A 16,425-nucleotide genomic window follows, 5' to 3' on the forward strand; every position below is an offset into this window, starting at 1 on the left:
ACGCCGGAGCCCACGGCACCGCGCGGGGCATCGGAACCACGACGCCCAGCGGGGACGCCGGAACCCACGGCACCGCGCGGGGACGCCGGAGCCTGCGGCGCCGGGGGCGCCCGGCCCTACGCCGTCCCGTTGATGCGGTCGATGGCCTGCCGTGCCTGCTCGGCCGGGGGCCGGGACGGCAAGGAGGACACCGAGCCCGGGGCGGTCATCGGCCCCGGAGCGGCCACCGCGGGCGGCTGCTCGCCGGCGGGCCTCGCGTGCGTCGCGGGCCGGGTGGAGCGCAGCCGGTGGCTGACCGCCTCGTCCAGGGTGACCGGCCGCTGCGTCTGCGCGGCCAGCCGCCCGGCCTCCTGACCGAGCCGGGCGACGTCCTCCCAGGGCAGCCGCAGCACGAGGGCGACCTCGGCCTCGCCGTCGGGCAGGGCGTGCATCGCCGGAGCCGGTGTGACCCGTTCGTTCATCGCCTGTTCCTCACGTCGTCCCCGCGCTCCGCCTTCCCCGGGCCGCGGGCGGTTGAGAGGGCATACGTACGTGCGGGCGGGGGCGTTCAACGGTCCGCCGCCGGTCCGGTCGGCGGCGGACCGTCCGGCCGGAGCGCGGAACGCGGAGCACGGCTGGGGCCGGGCCGGGGGTGGCGCGGGGCGACGGGGTGCGGTGAGGTCAGGCGGGGGTCGCCTCGCCCTGCGTGACGGGGGCCGGGGCGGTCCAGCGGATGCGGGTGCTGCACAGTGCGACGGCCCCCGCCGAGGCGGCCACCGCTCCCATGCCCCACGCCAGGTCGCTCGCCCCGGCGATGAAGCCGATGAGCGGCGGCCCGGCCAGCAGCCCCGTGGTGCCCATGGCCGCGACCAACGTCAGCGCGTCCGAGCCCTGCCGGGCGGCGGCGGCGTAGACGCAGGGGGTCACGGCGGCGATGCCCAGGCCCATGCAGGCGAAGCCGGCCAGCGCCGGTGCGATGCCGCCGCTGACCAGGGCGACGGCGAGACCGGTACCGGCCACGGCACTGCCCAGCAGGACGACCCGCCCGTCGCCCCAGCGGCTGCGCCAGCCGTCGGCGAAGAGACGGGCGACGACCATCATCCCGGACACCACGGCGATGCCGAGCGGGGCGAGTTCGGCCGCCGCCTCGGCGACGTCCTTCAGGTAGAGGGCGGACCAGTCGTTCATGGCACCCTCGGCGACCGTGCCGAACACCATGGCGCAGCACATCCACAGGGTCGGCCGGGCGGGGACGGTCCAGCGGCGGCGGGCCGGCTTCGGGCCTGCGGGGGCGGGTGCGGCGGCCGGGGCGTCGTCGTCGAGCAGTCCGGTGCGGGCCGTCGCGCCGAGCGCGGCGAGCAGGACGACGGCGACGCCGAAGTGTGCCGCGACCGATCCGGTGGCGGCGGTCATGCCGGAGGCGAGCAGGGCCGCGAGCAGGGAGCCGGCGCTGAAGACGGCGTGCAGCCGCGCCATCGTGTTGCGCGCGTGCCGCGCCTCCAGCGCCGCGCCCTGCGCGTTCATCGCCACGTTCAGGCAGCCCACGAGGACACCGTCGACGCACATCACCAGCAGGGCCACCGGGTAGTTCGGGGCCACCGCGAGGGCGAGCAGCAGCAGCGCCAGGCCCAGTTGGGACAGGAGTGCCAGCCGGCGCGAGCCCATCCGGCGCATCAGCCAGGCCACCGCCGGGAAGGACACCGCCGCGCCGACCCCCGCGGCCATCAGGAGCACCCCCACCTCGGCCGCGCTCAGGTCCAGGTCGGCCTTGACGGCCGGGATCCGCGCGGCCCAGGTGGCGTACTGGAAGCCGAGGGACAGGAACAGCGCGGCGATCGCCACCTGGCCGCGCAGGAAGGGGTCGTGGAGACGGGACACGCGCAATCAGCTCACTTCGCGCAGGGTGGGGGCGGACGGGGAGAGGACGGTGGGGGCGGGGGTCTGGCGGGCGGCGGGCACCGGCCCGGACATGTAGACGGCGCCGCCGCCGTACTCGCCGACCGGCACCACCCCCGGCTCGGCCACGAAGCCGCGGGCCGACCAGAACCGCTCGGTACCGCCCACGGCCACCAGGGAGATCCGCTCGTCGCCGCGGGCCCGGGCGGTGGCGGTGAGGTGGTGCAGGAGATGCCGGGCGAGCCCTCTGCGGCGCAGGCCCGGGGCGACGACGATGTCGTGGAGGTGGAGGTTGCCCGGCGGGTGCCCGGCCGTCGCCTCCTCCGTGCCCGCCAGGTCCGGGTAGCGGCGCGGCGGGTAGGGCAGCGCGAGGACGTACCCGGCGGTGCGCGCCCCGACGTCCACGACGAAGCAGGTGTCCGGCGACACCGCGGCCCTGGACTGCAGCGCGGCCCGGCCCTCCGACAGGCCGAGGCCGCCGTAGGCGTCCCGCTCCAGCTCCACGACCGCGTCCCAGTCCCCGTCGGCGAGGGGACGCACGCGTACGGCGTCAGTCATCGGCGCCGGTCCCCTCGGGGCCGTGCGCCCAGGCGTACGGGAGCGGGGCGAAGCCGTTGAAGCCCAGGGTGGTGTAGCTGGTCGCGTAGGCGCCGCAGGACAGCACCCAGACCGGGTCGCCCGAGGCCAGCGCCTCGGGCACCGGGACCAGACCCTCGTCGTGGGCGTAGGCGTCGTCGCTGTCGCAGGTGGGACCGGCGACGACGGCCGGGACGTACGGGCCGCCCGGGTGACCGGGGAAGACCAGCCGGTACTGAAGGGCGTCCATCTCGTACAGCCCGTTGAACTTGCCGCAGCTCAGGTACAGCCAGTGCCGCCGTTGGCCGTCGGCCGTCCGGCGTTCGGTGAGGCGGGTGACGTGGGCGCGGATCGCGCCGTGGTCGGCGACGAGGTACCGGCCCGGTTCGACGACGAACTCCAGGGGACCGCCGTGGATCAGGCGCAGTTCGTCCATGCCCTCCCGGATCACCGCGAAGATCTTGTCCAGCGGTGGGTCGAGGGGGTTGCCGCGCCGGTCGCGGTAGCCGAGCGCGGGCAGGCCGCCGCCGAGGTTGACGTGGTCGACGCGGATGCCGCGCCGGCCGAGGGCGCGCAGGACCTCGCCCAGGTCCTCGACGGCGGTGTGCCAGGCCTCGCCCGTCATCTGCTGGGAGCCGACGTGCACGGACAGGCCCGCAGGCACCAGTCCCGCCTCCCGGGCCGCCGCCAGCACCCGGACGGCGTCGCCGGGCGGGCAGCCGAACTTGTGGCTCAGGCCCCACACCGCCCCCGCCCCGCCCGTCGCCACCCGGCAGAACACCCGGGCGCCGGGGGCGTGGACGGCGAGGGCGGCCACGTCCTGGACGCTGTCGGTGGCGAAGGTGCGGACGCCGAGCCGGTACGCCTCGGCGATGTCGCGGTCGGACTTGACGGTGTTGCCGTAGTGCACGCGTCCGGCCGGCACCCCGGCCCGCAGCGCCTGCTCGACCTCGCCGGGACTCGCCGCGTCGGCACCGGCGCCCCGGCGCGCCAGCGCGGCGAGGACCTCGTCGAGCGGACAGGCCTTCATCGCGAACCGCACCTGTACGCCGGGCAGTTCGCCGCGCAGCGTGTCGTGGCTCCGTTCGATGCCGGCCAGGTCGTACACCAGCCGGTCCTCGGTGGCGCCGGCGAGCGCGGCGGCCAGGGGCGCGCTGAGGCCCGCGCCCGTCGCCGTGTTCGCCGTGTTCGCCGTGTTCGCCGTGCCCACCGCGCTCACCGGGGCCGTCCCGCGGCCGGGGCGAGGGCGGTGGCCTTGGCCGCGGCGACCATCCCCTCCCAGGCCTCGGTGAGCAGCGCGAAGTCCGTCATGTCGCCGCGTGCCTCGTCGAGGAGGCGCTCGCGGCGGCCGGCCAGGTGGTCGGCGACGTCGGCGTACTCGCCGCCGAGCTGGCGGTAGGCGGCGTCGAGGGCGTCGAGCCGGCGGACGTTCTCCGCGGTGTCGAGACCGGTGCTCTCCCGGGCCAGGGCGGCGACGGCGGCGGGGCGGGCCCGGCCGTGCTCGTCCAGCAGGTCGTCGCCCGCCTCCGCCATGCGGTCGTAGACGTGGTGGAAGTAGAGCATCGAGAGCAGGAACTTGGCGAAGCGGGTCTGGTAGGCGAGGAAGCCGGGTCCCGTTCTGCGTTCGCCGGTGTAGTAGTTGACGATGTGCCGGTTGTGCAGCACACCCGGCAGCCGGGCGTCGTGCACGAGGTGGATGAGGAAGTAGTCGCTGCCGATGGTGTCCCGGGCGGGCGGCAGCGGGACGCGTTCGCTCACCGTGGCGCCGTGGAAGGCGATGTTGCACATGTCGACGCGCATCGGGTCGACCACCGTGAGCAGTGCGTGGTCCCGTGCGAAGGCGGTGGTGCCCGCACCCGTGAAGGACTCCTCGACCAGCTCCCGTTTCCGTTCGGCCGGCCAGTGCTCGGGCGCCCACAGGGAGACGACGTCCTGGTAGACACCGGGGTCGGCGTCCCGTATCCGGGCGATGTCCACGGACAGTTCACCCACGAAGGAACCGCCCACCATGGCGACCCGCCGTGCGAGGAGCGGCTCGGGCAGGGCCGACTCGGTGACGTGGGGCACGGCGTCGGCGGCGGGCCGGCCGAGGGACAGCAGCTCGTGGTGGACGGGGAAGACCGTACGGCCGGCCACGCGCTGGTAGCGGCTGTCGGAGTCCCGACGGTGGACGGAGTCGCAGCCGAGCGCGGCCGCGATCAGGAAGGCGCGGTTGGTGCAGGCGCCGTAGGACAGTCCGTCGGGGAGCATGAGGTCGAGCAGCAGCTCGGGCTTGGCGCTGCCGGAGTTCTGCGCCACCCGGGTCAGGAAGGCGCGCTGGGCGGTCTCGTCGAGGTGGTGTGCCGTGATCCGGGGGTGGACCGGCAGGCGCCGCAGCGCGTCGGCGTGGGTGGCCCGGTCCTGGGGCGGGCAGGAGTCGAGGACCACGAGGTGGACATCGATGTCGAAGTGGTCGGCGGCGTAGGCGGCTTCCGCGCCGAGGGCCGTGACGGTGTCCGGGCAGGGCCGGTCGGTGGGAAGGGTCAGGCAGATGCTGCGCATGCGGCGTCCCCGGTGGCCTCGTCGGCGTCGCCGCCGTCGGTGTCGGTGTCGGCGTGCCAGGACCGCAGGCCCAGCAGCCTGGCGCCCAGGTCGGTCAGTTCGGCGGGTCCGTAGCGCTCGGACTCGTGCCGGTGGGCGTCGCCGAGCAGGGTGGCGTTCCAGTCGGGGGTGGCGAGGGTGCGCCAGGAGTCGACGCGGGAGTCGCGCAGGGCGCGGTGGGTCTCCAGCGCGGGCATCATCGACAGGTACTGGACCGCGCGCACGCCCTCGCCGGAGACGTTGGGCGCGACGCCGTGGGCCAGCAGCCCGTTCCAGATGAGCAGGTCACCGGCCTCAAGGTCGGGCCGTACGACGGGCATGTCCGCGCGGTCGATCGCGGGCCGGATCGGGTCGCGGTCGTCTGGCTGGAGGGCCTTCCAGCGGTCGAAGCGGCGGAACAGCTCGGGACAGCACTGGAAGCCGCCGTGGTCGGGCTTGGTGTCGTTGAGGGCGATGATGCCCTGCACACGCTGCGGCAGGACGCCCTGGGAGGTGTCGACGTCCCAGTGCAGCTCGATGTCGAAGCCGCGGTCGGGCTTGTCGATCAGGGCGCGGTCGCGATTGCCCACGTTGGGCGGGTTGAGGTTGAGCCGGTCCAGGGTGACCCACAGCTCCTCGCAGTCCCAGACGTCGACGAAGGCGTCGTACACGCGCTGCGTCTGGCGGCTGTCCCAGATGAGCTGGTGGTGGTACGCCTCGACGAAGCCGTAGATGTGCAGCTCGCGGTCGAGATCGGAGCGGTACTCGCGCTCCTGGTACCAGGTGTCGGGGCGTTCGGGGTCGAGTCCCTGGAACTCCCAGGCGAAGTCCAGCAGTCGGCGTGCGGAGTCGGCGGGTATCGCCTCCTTCACGACGACGTAGCCGTACGTCTGCCAGTGGGCGAAGTCCTCCTCGGACAGCACCCGCAGCGGACGTGTCTTGTGGAGGTCGCGCAGCTGGGTGCGGGCCAGGTAGGTGTCGGCGTCCGCGCTGAAGTAGGGCAGGTCCGACGGGGCTCGGTGGAGGTGGGAATCGGGCGTCGCCATGTGGTGCTCCAGATCCTCGCCGTCGCCCCGTGCGGGCAACGGCGGTGTGCGCGACGGTGGTCGGCCGTCGCACATGAGGTCGGTGGTGGCAGCGGGCCCGCCCGCCGGCACGGGGCGGAAGCGGGCGACGGGGGCGGCTCGGACGGACGGGGTGGTCCCGCTCGGGGAGGGCCCCGCTCAGGGGTCGCCCCGGTCCGCGCCCCCGTCCGGAGTGGTCGTCTCGTCCGGGGTGGTCGTCACGGAAGTCGTCGTACGGAAGTCGTCGCCGCGACGGCGGTCTGCGCAGTCCGGCCGCGGCTGGTGCCCGGCGCGGAAACTGGAGTCACAGGGGCCCCTCGCCGAACATGCGCCTCACAATGGACTAGACCAGGGGAGGGTGTCAACACCCCTCCCGACGAGGTGAGTTGTTACTTCCGAGTTAGGCGACAGGCACCCTTGACACGTCTGGTTAACCTGAACGCGCCCTCCTTGGTCCGTACCAAGAAACGACCCGAAAGGCGCTGCCGATGCCCTCCAACATGCCCGGCGGCGAGTTGCGCCGGCTCGCGCTCTCCGTCCTGCAGCCGGGTTTCGTGGGCACCGAGGCTCCCGACTGGATCCTGCGCGACATCGGCGACGGACTGGCCTCCGTCGTGCTCTTCTCCCGCAACATCGTCTCCCCCGAGCAGGTCGCCCGCCTGACCGCCAGGCTCCGCGCCGAGAATCCCGACCTGATCGTCGCGATCGACGAGGAGGCGGGCGACGTCACCCGCATCGAGTCCGCGACCGGCTCCTCCCGGCCGGGCAACTTCGCGCTCGGCACCGTCGACGACACGGAGCTGACCGAGGCCGTCGCCGCCGACCTGGGCCGGCAGCTGCGCGCCGCCGGGGTCAGCCTCGACTACGCCCCGAGCGCGGACGTCAACTCCAACCCGGACAACCCGATCATCGGCGTGCGTTCCTTCGGCTCGGACCCCGACGTGGTCTCCCGGCACACCGCCGCCTGGATCCGCGGCCTCCAGTCGTCCGGCGTCGCCGCCTGCGCCAAGCACTTCCCCGGCCACGGGGACGTCGCCGTCGACTCCCACCACGACCTGCCGGCGTACCCGGCCGGGCGGGACGAGATCGCCGCCCAGGCGCTGCCCCCGTTCCGGGCCGCCGTCGCGGCCGGCGTGCGCGCGGTCATGAGCGGTCACCTGCTGGTGCCCGCCTACGACCCCGACCTGCCGGCCACACTGAGCCGGCCCGTCCTCCAGGGCCTGCTCCGCGAGGAGTTGGGCTTCGACGGCCTCGTCGTCAGCGACGCCATCGAGATGGGCGCCGTCACCCGCCGGTACGGCATCGACGGCGCCACGGTGAAGGCCGTCGCCGCCGGCGTGGACGCCGTCTGCGTGGGCGGCGAGAGCGCCGACGAGGCCACCGTCGCGCGGCTGGCCGAGGCGCTGGTCGCCGCGGTGAGGGGCGGGCGGTTGCCGCCGGAGCGACTGGCCGGGGCGGCGGACCGGGTACGGGAGTTCGCCCGCTGGTCGGCCGGGCTGCGGGCGGCGGGGGCCGCCGGGGAGGCGGCCGGGGACGGCATCGGGCACGTCGCCGCGCGCCGGGCCGTGCGGCTCACCGGCGCCGCGCGGGCCGCCCTGCCGCTGACCGCCGCGCCGCACGTGGTGGAGCTGGTCCCGGTGACCAACATGGCCGTCGGCAGTCAGACGCCCTGGGGCGTGGCCGGTCCGCTGCGCGAGCGCCTGCCGGGCACGACCTCCGTACGGGTGCGCGGGCAGGAGCTGGAGGACGGGGCGGTGGCGCTGGACCGCTGCGCCCTGGAACCGGCGGCGGGACGCCCGCTGGTGATCGTCGCCCGCGACGCGGCCCGGCACGCGTGGATGAGCCGCGCCGTGACCGGTCTGACCGCCGCCCGCCCGGACGCGATCGTCGTGGAGATGGGCCTGCCGGGCACCGTCACCGCGGCGGCCGCGCAGATCTTCACCCACGGCGCGAGCGCGGCCTCGGGGGTGGCCGCGGCGGAGGTCCTCACGGACGCGTCGGCAGGCCGGGCCGGGTGAGCCGAGCGGCCCACCGGGGTGGGCCGCGGCCTCGCGCGAGGCGCCCGGGTCAGCGCTCGGTCTGCGTGTGGACGTACTCCACGAGGCGGGTCAGGGCGTCGGGGTCGGTGGTCGGCAGGACGCCGTGACCGAGGTTGAAGACGTGGCCCTCCAGGCCGGCCGCCGCGTCCAGGACCTCGCGGGTCTTGGCCTCGACCGCTTCCCGGCCGGCGAAGAGGACGGCCGGGTCCAGGTTGCCCTGGAGCGCCTTGCCGGGGCCGACGCGACGGGCCGCCTCGTCCAGCGGGACGCGCCAGTCGACGCCGACGACGTCCGCGCCGGCCTCGCCGAGGAGGCCGAGCAGCTCGCCGGTGCCGACGCCGAAGTGGACGCGCGGCACGCCGTACCCGGCGACGGCCTCGAAGACCTTGCGGGAGGCGGGCAGCACCGAGCGGCGGTAGTCGGCCGGGGACAGCGCGCCGACCCAGGAGTCGAAGAGCTGGACGGCGCTCGCGCCCGCCTCGATCTGCACCTCGAGGAAGGCCGCCGTGATGTCCGCGAGCCGGTCCAGGAGGTCGGCCCACAGCTGCGGGTCGCCGTACATGAGGGCCTTGGTGTGCTCGTGGTTGCGGGACGGGCCGCCCTCCACGAGGTAGCTCGCGAGGGTGAACGGCGCCCCCGCGAAACCGATCAGCGGGGTGGCGCCGAGTTCGCGGGTGAGCAGGCCGAAGGCCTCGGTGACGTAGGTGACGTCCTCGGGGGTGAGGTCCCGCAGCTGCGCCAGGTCCGCGCGGGTGCGGATCGGGTTCGCGACGACCGGGCCGACGCCGGGCTTGATGTCGAGGTCGATGCCGATGGCCTTGAGGGGGACCACGATGTCGCTGAAGTAGATCGCCGCGTCCACGCCGTGCCGGCGCACCGGCTGGAGGGTGATCTCGGCGACCAGTTCCGGCCGCGTGCAGGACTCGAGCATCGGAATGCCCTCGCGCGCCTTCAGGTACTCCGGCAGTGAGCGCCCGGCCTGCCGCATGAACCACACGGGGGTGTGCGGCACCGGCTCACGCCTGCACGCCTTGAGGAACGCGGAGTCGTACGTGGCGGTCGGCTGCTGGCCCGCGGGGCTCTGGTTGGCACTCACACCGGCAAGTCTCGCATGCCCCCCGGAGGGCGCCGGACCACGGGTGGGCGGCCCGCGAACGCGGCCCGGTCGGTTCGCGGAGCACGGGCGGGGCGGCTCCCGCGCGCCCCCACGAGGCCGTGTGATCCGGACATCGCGCCCGCACGCGGGTGTCCCTCCCTGCGCCGGGCCGCCGTTCCGCTTAATGTTCCCCGCATGGCTGCGGCTCAGGGACGACTGTCGGACGGCGCTGGCGGAATGGACGACGCGAAGGGGACCGAGGAAGAGGCCCGGCACAAGGGGGGCGACGGGAGCACGGCTCCACCCGCCTTCACGGCCGCCGTGGAGGCGCTGCGCGTCGCGCGGCTGCGGCCGCAGATCGAGGTGGAGGCGACCCGCGCACCGCAGCGGCTCGCCCCGCACGCGTACGCGCTGGAGGCCGCGGTCGTCGACGGCGACGAGGACCTGGCGGACGGTCGGCTGGTGCTGCTGCACGACCCGGCCGGGCACGACGCCTGGCACGGCACCTTCCGCCTGGTGACGCTGGTACGGGCCGAACTGGAACCGGAGATGGCGGCGGACCCGCTGCTGCCCGACGTGTGCTGGTCCTGGCTGACCGGGGCGCTCCAGGCGCGCGGGCTGTCGTACGGCGAGCCCAGCGGCACGGTCACGCGTGCGAGTTCCCACTACTTCGGGGGGCTCTCGGCGCGTCCGGCCGCCTCGCAGATCGAGATCCGGGCGTCCTGGACGCCGCGCGAGGGCCTGGGCGGCGTCCCGGACACCGCGGCGCACCTGTCCTCGTGGTGCGATCTGCTGGCCCAGGTCGCGGGCCTGCCGCCGGCGGCGCCGGGCGACGCGTCCATCGTGACGCTGCCGCAGCGGCGCGGTCCGCAGTCGCGCTGACGCCCCAGGCGTCGTTCACCGTTCCGGACAGCGGGTCCGCACGCCCGGAACGGGTTCCGTCACTTTGTCGACACGGCCACTTTCGGGCTCGTATCGACAAAGTGTGAAACCGTTCGATCTTCGAATGATCGACAGCGTGTCCGAATTGCTCGGATTGTTACTCACCAGATCGTGATCATTCTCTAAAGGCGGACGCGTTCGGTGCCGAAGACGACTGTGACCTTGAAAGCACGGTTCGTCCCGGCTTCACCCCCATGAGCCGGCTCCGTCCCCGCACCCCAGGAGGCCTGGTGTCCGTTCTCCTCGAGCAGCCTGCAAGCCTGGTCGCCTACCGCCCGAACAAGCCGACCGCCATGGTGGTCGTGGCCGACCCGCGCGTCCGTTCCACCGTCACCCGCCACCTGTGGGCGCTCGGTGTGCGCGACGTCATCGAGGCCTCGTCCGTCGCGGAGGCTCGTCCCCGCATCGGCAACCCCCGCGACATCTGCGTCGCCGACGTCCACCTCCCCGACGGCTCGGGCCTGACCCTGCTGTCGGAGACCCGCGCCGCGGGGTGGCCCAACGGGCTCGCCCTGTCCGCGGCCGACGACATCGGCGCCGTGCGCAACGCCCTCGCCGGCGGCGTGAAGGGCTACGTCGTCACCGGTACCCGCACCAACGTCGGGCTCCCCACCCGGCCGGGTGCCGCTCCCATCGGCGCCGCCGCCGCCCGCCTGCACCGCCGCCCCCCGGGTGCCCCGAGCCACCCGGGCGGCTACCGCGAGCTCTCCGGCCGCGAGGTGGAGGTGCTGCGACTGGTCGCGGAGGGCCAGTCGAACAAGGCGATCGGCGTCTCGATGGGCCTGTCCGCCCTGACCGTCAAGAGCCACCTGGCCCGCATCGCGCGCAAGCTCGGCACGGGCGACCGCGCCGGGATGGTCGCGGTGGCCCTGCGCACGGGCATCATCCACTGACCGCCCCGACCCGCCCGCCAGCCCCGGTCCTCTCCGCGCCGCACCGGCCTTCCCCTCCCCCGGCCAGCCCCTTCCGCTCCTTCACCTCTTCCCCCCTCTCCTGCTCCTCAAGGCCGTGCCGCGTCGCCGCTCATGACGACGAGGTTTCACCGACCTGACTGGTTTACGACCCCCCGGCGCCCGCCGACGGAACGTTCCGTCGGCGGGCGCGGTCGATCCACCGATACCCTTGACAGGTGACCGACGCCCACGAAACCGCAGCAGACCGTTCACTGCGAACCACCGGAGGCGCCCCTCCGGACGACGCCGGATCTTCTGCGAGTCAGGCGCCGATCCCCTTGCTCGAACCTCGGGAGGGCATTCCGCCGGTGATCGCCGACGCGGACGCCCTCGCCGAGGTGATCGCCGCCTTCGCAGCCGGCAGCGGCCCCGTCGCCGTCGACGCCGAGCGCGCCTCGGGGTACCGCTACGGCCAGCGCGCCTACTTGGTGCAGCTGCGACGCCACGGTGCGGGGACGGCCCTCATCGACCCGGTGGGCTGCCCCGACCTCTCCGCCCTCGGCGCGGCGATCGCCGACGCGGAGTGGGTGCTGCACGCGGCCACCCAGGACCTGCCGTGCCTGCGGGAAATAGGGATGGTGCCCACCCGCATCTTCGACACCGAGCTGGCCGGGCGGCTCGCCGGGTTCCCGCGCGTCGGTCTCGGCGCGATGGTGGAGAACGTCCTGGGCTTCGTCCTGGAGAAGGGCCACTCGGCCGTCGACTGGTCCACCCGCCCGCTGCCCGAGCCCTGGCTGCGCTACGCCGCGCTCGACGTCGAGCTGCTGGTCGACCTGCGGGACGCCCTGGAGAAGGAGCTGGACCGGCAGGGCAAGCTGGAGTGGGCCCGGCAGGAGTTCGACGCGATCGCCTCGGCCCCGCCGCCCGAGCCGCGCAAGGACCCCTGGCGCCGTACCTCCGGCATGCACAAGGTGCGCCGGCGCCGCCAGCTCGCGGTGGTGCGCGAGCTGTGGCAGACCCGGGACCGCATCGCGCAGCGCCGGGACGTCTCCCCCGGCAAGGTGCTCGGGGACGCGGCCATCGTCGAGGCGGCGCTCGCCCTGCCGGCCAACGCGCACGCGCTGGCCGCGCTGCACGGGTTCGGGCGGGTGAACCGCCGGCAGCTCGAGCAGTGGCAGGTGTCGGTGGACCGGGCCAAGGCGCTGTCCGAGTCGCAGCTGCCGCAGCCCGGCCAGCCGGTGACCGGCCCTCCGCCGCCGCGGGCCTGGGCCGACAAGGACCCGGCCGCCGCGGCCCGGCTGGCCGCGGCACGCGCGGCGGTGACGGCGCTGGCCGAGCAGCTGAACATGCCCCAGGAGAATCTGATCACCCCGGACACGGTGCGCCGGGTCTGCTGGGAGCCGCCGGCGACGCTCGACACCGAGTCCGTGAGCGCGGCCCTCGCCGGGCACGGTGCCCGGCCCTGGCAGGTGGAGCAGGTGGCACCGGTCCTGGTGACGGCGCTGGGCGAGACGGCGCCGTAGCACGGGAACGGCGGGTTCCGGCCAGATCACGGAGGTGGGCGGCGCGGTCGGGCGGACGACCGGGGGCGAGCCGTCGGCCGGCCCGGTGGCGGACGCGCGGGTCGACTCGACGACGCCCGACTCGTCGACTCGGCGGCGTGTGAGCGGCCGGCCGGGGTGTTGGACGAACAGCCGGGTGGCATGGCGGGCGAGCGGCCGGGCGGAACGGCCGACGAACAGCCGGGCGTCATGGCGGACGACCGGCCGGACGGAACGTCGGACGACCGGTCGACCCGCGCGACGGAGGACCCTCAGGCCCGCTCGACGGCGGCCGGTCGGGCGGGGCGACGGCGGCCGGTCGGGCGGGGTGAGCGGTGCTCCAGCGGTGTGACGGGCGGTGTGACCTTCGCCGCTCCGGCCGGGGGGACTGGGCAGCTACGTTACTCATAAGTAGCATGGGACTGAGCGCGCGCTCAGTGCATGCGTGCCGCAGCAGTGCCATCCCGCACCCTGGAGGAGAGCCATCGTGCCTCGTACCGTCAGGGACGTCGTCTTCGTCGACGGCGTCCGCACCCCGTTCGGCAAGGCGGGCCCGAAGGGCATCTACCACGAGACCCGCGCCGACGACCTGGTCGTGAAGGCGATCCGGGAGCTGCTGCGCCGCAACCCCGGTCTCGACCCGAAGAAGATCGACGAGGTCGCCGTCGCCGCGACCACGCAGATCGGTGACCAGGGCCTGACCATCGGCCGCACCGCCGGCATCCTGGCGGGCCTGCCGACCTCGGTCCCCGGTTACTCCATCGACCGCATGTGCGCGGGCGCCCTGACCGCCGTCACCTCGGTGGCCGGCTCGGTCGCCTTCGGCGCCTACGACGTCGCCATCGCCGGCGGCGTCGAGCACATGGGCCGCCACCCGATGGGCGAGGGCGTGGACCCGAACCCGCGGTTCGTGAGCGAGAAGCTGGTCGACGAGTCCGCCCTGTTCATGGGCATGACCGCGGAGAACCTGCACGACCGCTACCCGAGCATCACCAAGCAGCGCGCCGACGAGTACGCGGTGCGCTCGCAGGAGAAGGCCGCGAAGGCGTACGCCAACGGCCAGATCCAGGCCGACCTGGTGCCGGTCTCGGTGCGTCGCACCAACGAGGAGGCGGGCGAGACCGGCTGGGGCCTGGTCACCGCCGACGAGCCGATGCGCCCGGGCACCACGCTGGAGAACCTGGCGGGCCTCAAGACGCCGTTCCGCGTGCACGGCCGGGTCACCGCGGGCAACGCGGCCGGTCTGAACGACGGCGCGACGGCGTCGCTGATCGCGAGCGAGGACTTCGCCCGCGAGAACGGCCTCCCGGTCAAGATGCGCCTGGTCTCCTACTCCTTCGCGGGTGTCGAGCCCGAGGTCATGGGCTACGGCCCGATCCCGGCCACCGAGAAGGCCCTGGCCCAGGCCGGGCTGTCGATCTCCGACATCGGCCTGTTCGAGATCAACGAGGCCTTCGCCGTCCAGGTCCTCGCGTTCCTGGAGCACTACGGCATCGCCGACGACGACGCCCGCGTCAACCAGTACGGCGGCGCCATCGCCTTCGGCCACCCGCTGGCCTCCTCCGGCGTCCGTCTGATGACGCAGCTGGCCCGCCAGTTCGAGGAGCAGCCGCACGTCCGCTACGGCCTGACCACCATGTGCGTCGGCTTCGGCATGGGCGCGACGGTCATCTGGGAGAACCCGCACTTCGAGGGGGACAAGTGAGCACCACCGCAGAGCTGCTGAAGGGGGCGGCCGAGCTGTTCCCCGGCGAGGTCGTCACGAGCGCGCACGTACGCCACTTCGACCTGCCCCTGGGCGTCGGGCGCTTCGCGCTCATCACCCTGGACAACGGTCACGACCACACCAAGCCGACCACGCTCGGCCCGCAGTCGCTGGCGAACATCGACGCCGCGATCGACCAGGTCGAGAAGGAGGCCGCGGACGGCGACATCGTCGGCGTCGGCGTCACCGGCAAGCCGTTCATCTTCGCGGTCGGCGCCGACCTCAAGGGCGTCGAGCTCCTGAAGCGGCACGAGGACGCGCTGGCCATCGGCAAGGGCGGCCACGACGTCCTCAAGCGCCTGGCGAACCTGGCCGTGCCGTCCTTCGCGTACTACAACGGCGCCGCCATGGGCGGCGGCGTGGAGATCGGCCTGCACTGCACCTACCGCACGGTGTCGGCGGCCCTCCCGGCGTTCTCCCTCCCCGAGGTCTTCCTCGGCCTGGTCCCCGGCTGGGGCGGCTGCACGCTGCTGCCGAACCTGATCGGCGCGGAGAAGGCCGTCTCGGTGATCATCGAGAACAGCCTGAACCAGAACAAGCAGCTCAAGGGCGCGCAGGTCTACGAACTCGGCATCGCGGACGCGATCTTCGAGGGCGCCGACTTCCTGGAGCAGTCGCTGATCTGGACGGCGTCCGTCCTCAAGGGCGAGATCGCCGTCGAGCGTCCGGCGATCGACCGCGGCGAGGCCTGGGACCAGGCCGTCGCGAAGGGCCGCTTCGTCGCCGACGGCAAGGTGCACGGCGCCGCCCCGGCCGCCTACCGCGCCCTGGACATCATCGCCGCCGCCAAGAACGGCGACCTCCAGCAGGGCTTCGACGCCGAGGACCAGGCCCTCGCCGACCTGATCATGGGTGGCGAACTGCGCTCCGGCATCTACGCCTTCAACCTGGTGCAGAAGCGCGGCAAGCGCCCCGCCGGTGCCCCGGACAAGTCGCTGGCCCGCCCGGTCACCAAGGTGGGCGTCGTCGGCGCCGGCCTGATGGCCTCCCAGCTCGCGCTGCTCTTCCTGCGCCGCCTGGAGGTCCCGGTCGTCCTCACGGACATCGACCAGGAGCGCGTCGACAAGGGCGTGGGCTACGTCCACGCGGAGATCGACAAGCTGCTCGCCAAGGGCCGGGTCAACCAGGACAAGGCGAACCGGCTGAAGGCCCTCGTCTCCGGTGTCCTGGACAAGGCCGAGGGCTTCGCGGACGCCGACTTCGTCATCGAGGCCGTCTTCGAGGAGATGGGCGTCAAGCAGAAGGTCTTCGCGGAGGTCGAGGCCGTCGCCCCGGCGCACGCGATCCTCGCGACGAACACCTCCTCCCTCTCGGTCTCGGAGATGGCGTCGAAGCTGAAGCACCCCGAGCGGGTCGTCGGCTTCCACTTCTTCAACCCGGTCGCGATCCTGCCGCTGCTGGAGATCGTCCGCGGCGAGCAGACCGACGAGGCCTCGCTGGCCACGGCGTTCGGCGTCGCCAAGAAGCTGAAGAAGACCGCGGTCCTGGTCAAGGACGCCCCGGCGTTCGTGGTCAACCGCATCCTGACCCGCTTCATGGGCGAGATCCAGAACGTCATCGACGAGGGCACGCCGGTCGAGGTGGCGGAGAAGGCGGTCGAGCCCCTCGGCCTGCCGATGTCGCCCCTGGTCCTCCTCGAACTGGTCGGCCCGGCCATCGGCCTGCACGTCTCGGAGACCCTCAACCGGTCCTTCCCCGAGCGCTTCACGGTCTCCCCGAACCTCAAGGCGGTCGTCGAGGCGGGCAAGCGCGGCTTCTACGTCTACGACAGCGGCAAGCCCGAGCTGGACCCGGAGGTCGCCGCCCTCCTCAAGCAGGGCGACTCCGTCCTGTCCGAGGAGCAGGTCCGCGACCGCGTCCTGGACGCGGTGGCCCAGGAGATCGGCCTGATGCTCGACGAGGGCGTCGTCGCCGAGGCCCAGGACATCGACCTCTGCCTGATCACCGGCGCCGGCTGGCCCTTCCACCTGGGCGGTATCACGCCGTACCTGGACCGCGAGGGCGTCTCGGAGCGGGTGAACGGGAAGCGGTTCCTGGAGCCGGGCGTGGCGTCGGTTCCGGCGTAGCTCCTCCCG

13 protein-coding genes are annotated in these 16,425 nt (G+C 73.8%); 6 read left to right on the forward strand and 7 right to left on the reverse strand.

The features are described from left to right. Nucleotides 1-116 precede the first annotated feature (116 nt). The 6 genes from EV562_RS35060 to EV562_RS09855 form a co-directional block, all read right to left on the reverse strand. Entirely contained in the window at nucleotides 117-461 is a 345-nt protein-coding gene (locus tag EV562_RS35060) for a hypothetical protein (protein WP_166661694.1), read from the reverse strand. A 199-nt stretch (nucleotides 462-660) separates the two neighbouring features. Continuing rightward, on the reverse strand, nucleotides 661-1,857 hold the full coding sequence (locus EV562_RS09835; RefSeq protein WP_133886329.1) for an MFS transporter: 1,197 nt from the start codon (nucleotides 1,855-1,857) through the stop codon (nucleotides 661-663). A gap of 6 nt (nucleotides 1,858-1,863) precedes the next feature. Continuing rightward, entirely contained in the window at nucleotides 1,864-2,433 is a 570-nt protein-coding gene (locus EV562_RS09840) for a GNAT family N-acetyltransferase (protein WP_133886330.1), read from the reverse strand. Then, entirely contained in the window at nucleotides 2,426-3,598 is a 1,173-nt protein-coding gene (locus tag EV562_RS09845; RefSeq protein WP_133886547.1) for a type III PLP-dependent enzyme, read from the reverse strand. Before EV562_RS09845 ends, EV562_RS09840 begins: the two co-directional genes overlap by 8 nt. A gap of 68 nt (nucleotides 3,599-3,666) precedes the next feature. Further along, nucleotides 3,667-4,992 (reverse strand): DUF6271 family protein, encoded by a 1,326-nt coding sequence (locus EV562_RS09850; RefSeq protein ID WP_133886331.1) that lies wholly within the window; start codon nucleotides 4,990-4,992, stop codon nucleotides 3,667-3,669. After that, nucleotides 4,974-6,056, reverse strand: coding sequence for a YbiU family protein (locus EV562_RS09855; RefSeq protein WP_133886332.1), 1,083 nt, complete (start codon nucleotides 6,054-6,056; stop codon nucleotides 4,974-4,976). Before EV562_RS09855 ends, EV562_RS09850 begins: the two co-directional genes overlap by 19 nt. A gap of 506 nt (nucleotides 6,057-6,562) precedes the next feature. On the opposite strand from EV562_RS09855, the gene EV562_RS09860 reads away from it, so the two are divergent. Then, nucleotides 6,563-8,092, forward strand: a complete 1,530-nt coding sequence (locus EV562_RS09860) for a glycoside hydrolase family 3 N-terminal domain-containing protein (protein WP_133886333.1) — start codon at nucleotides 6,563-6,565, stop codon at nucleotides 8,090-8,092. 49 nt (nucleotides 8,093-8,141) lie between these two features. Here EV562_RS09860 and hemE read toward each other — a convergent pair whose 3' ends face one another. After that, on the reverse strand, nucleotides 8,142-9,209 hold the full coding sequence (gene hemE / locus EV562_RS09865; RefSeq protein ID WP_133886334.1) for a uroporphyrinogen decarboxylase: 1,068 nt from the start codon (nucleotides 9,207-9,209) through the stop codon (nucleotides 8,142-8,144). A 195-nt stretch (nucleotides 9,210-9,404) separates the two neighbouring features. Between hemE and EV562_RS09870 the strand changes: the two genes are divergently transcribed. The 5 genes from EV562_RS09870 to EV562_RS09890 all read left to right on the forward strand — a co-directional run bounded on the left by EV562_RS09870 (nucleotide 9,405) and on the right by EV562_RS09890 (nucleotide 16,416). Further along, complete coding sequence (locus EV562_RS09870; RefSeq protein WP_133886335.1) at nucleotides 9,405-10,091, forward strand: DUF3000 domain-containing protein; 687 nt, start codon at nucleotides 9,405-9,407, stop codon at nucleotides 10,089-10,091. A 290-nt stretch (nucleotides 10,092-10,381) separates the two neighbouring features. After that, the gene (locus tag EV562_RS09875; protein ID WP_003972894.1) at nucleotides 10,382-11,044 is read left to right on the forward strand and encodes a response regulator transcription factor; all 663 of its coding nucleotides are present in this window, start codon (nucleotides 10,382-10,384) and stop codon (nucleotides 11,042-11,044) included. Between the two features lie 236 nt (nucleotides 11,045-11,280). After that, nucleotides 11,281-12,567 carry a ribonuclease D gene (locus tag EV562_RS09880; protein WP_166661695.1) on the forward strand — a complete coding sequence of 429 codons (1,287 nt, stop codon included), beginning with the start codon at nucleotides 11,281-11,283 and terminating at the stop codon, nucleotides 12,565-12,567. 505 nt (nucleotides 12,568-13,072) lie between these two features. Next, a complete protein-coding gene (locus EV562_RS09885; RefSeq protein WP_133886337.1) occupies nucleotides 13,073-14,290 on the forward strand; it encodes an acetyl-CoA C-acyltransferase in 1,218 nt (405 codons plus the stop codon). After that, complete coding sequence (locus EV562_RS09890) at nucleotides 14,287-16,416, forward strand: 3-hydroxyacyl-CoA dehydrogenase NAD-binding domain-containing protein (protein ID WP_133886338.1); 2,130 nt, start codon at nucleotides 14,287-14,289, stop codon at nucleotides 16,414-16,416. The genes EV562_RS09885 and EV562_RS09890 overlap by 4 nt, the downstream gene beginning before the upstream one ends. Nucleotides 16,417-16,425: the final 9 nt, after the last annotated feature.

It is taken from the genome of Streptomyces sp. BK208, from assembly GCF_004364245.1.
Taxonomy (GTDB): Bacteria; Actinomycetota; Actinomycetes; order Streptomycetales; family Streptomycetaceae; genus Streptomyces.

Bases quoted from the DNA above. Each gene is read 5' to 3' on its own strand.
- EV562_RS35060 (WP_166661694.1), bottom strand. From the start codon at position 461: ATGAACGAACGGGTCACACCGGCTCCGGCGATGCACGCCCTGCCCGAC.
- EV562_RS09840 (WP_133886330.1), bottom strand. From the start codon at position 2,433: ATGACTGACGCCGTACGCGTGCGTCCCCTCGCCGACGGGGACTGGGAC.
- EV562_RS09850 (WP_133886331.1), bottom strand. From the start codon at position 4,992: ATGCGCAGCATCTGCCTGACCCTTCCCACCGACCGGCCCTGCCCGGAC.
- EV562_RS09855 (WP_133886332.1), bottom strand. From the start codon at position 6,056: ATGGCGACGCCCGATTCCCACCTCCACCGAGCCCCGTCGGACCTGCCC.
- EV562_RS09860 (WP_133886333.1), top strand. From the start codon at position 6,563: ATGCCCTCCAACATGCCCGGCGGCGAGTTGCGCCGGCTCGCGCTCTCC.
- EV562_RS09870 (WP_133886335.1), top strand. From the start codon at position 9,405: ATGGCTGCGGCTCAGGGACGACTGTCGGACGGCGCTGGCGGAATGGAC.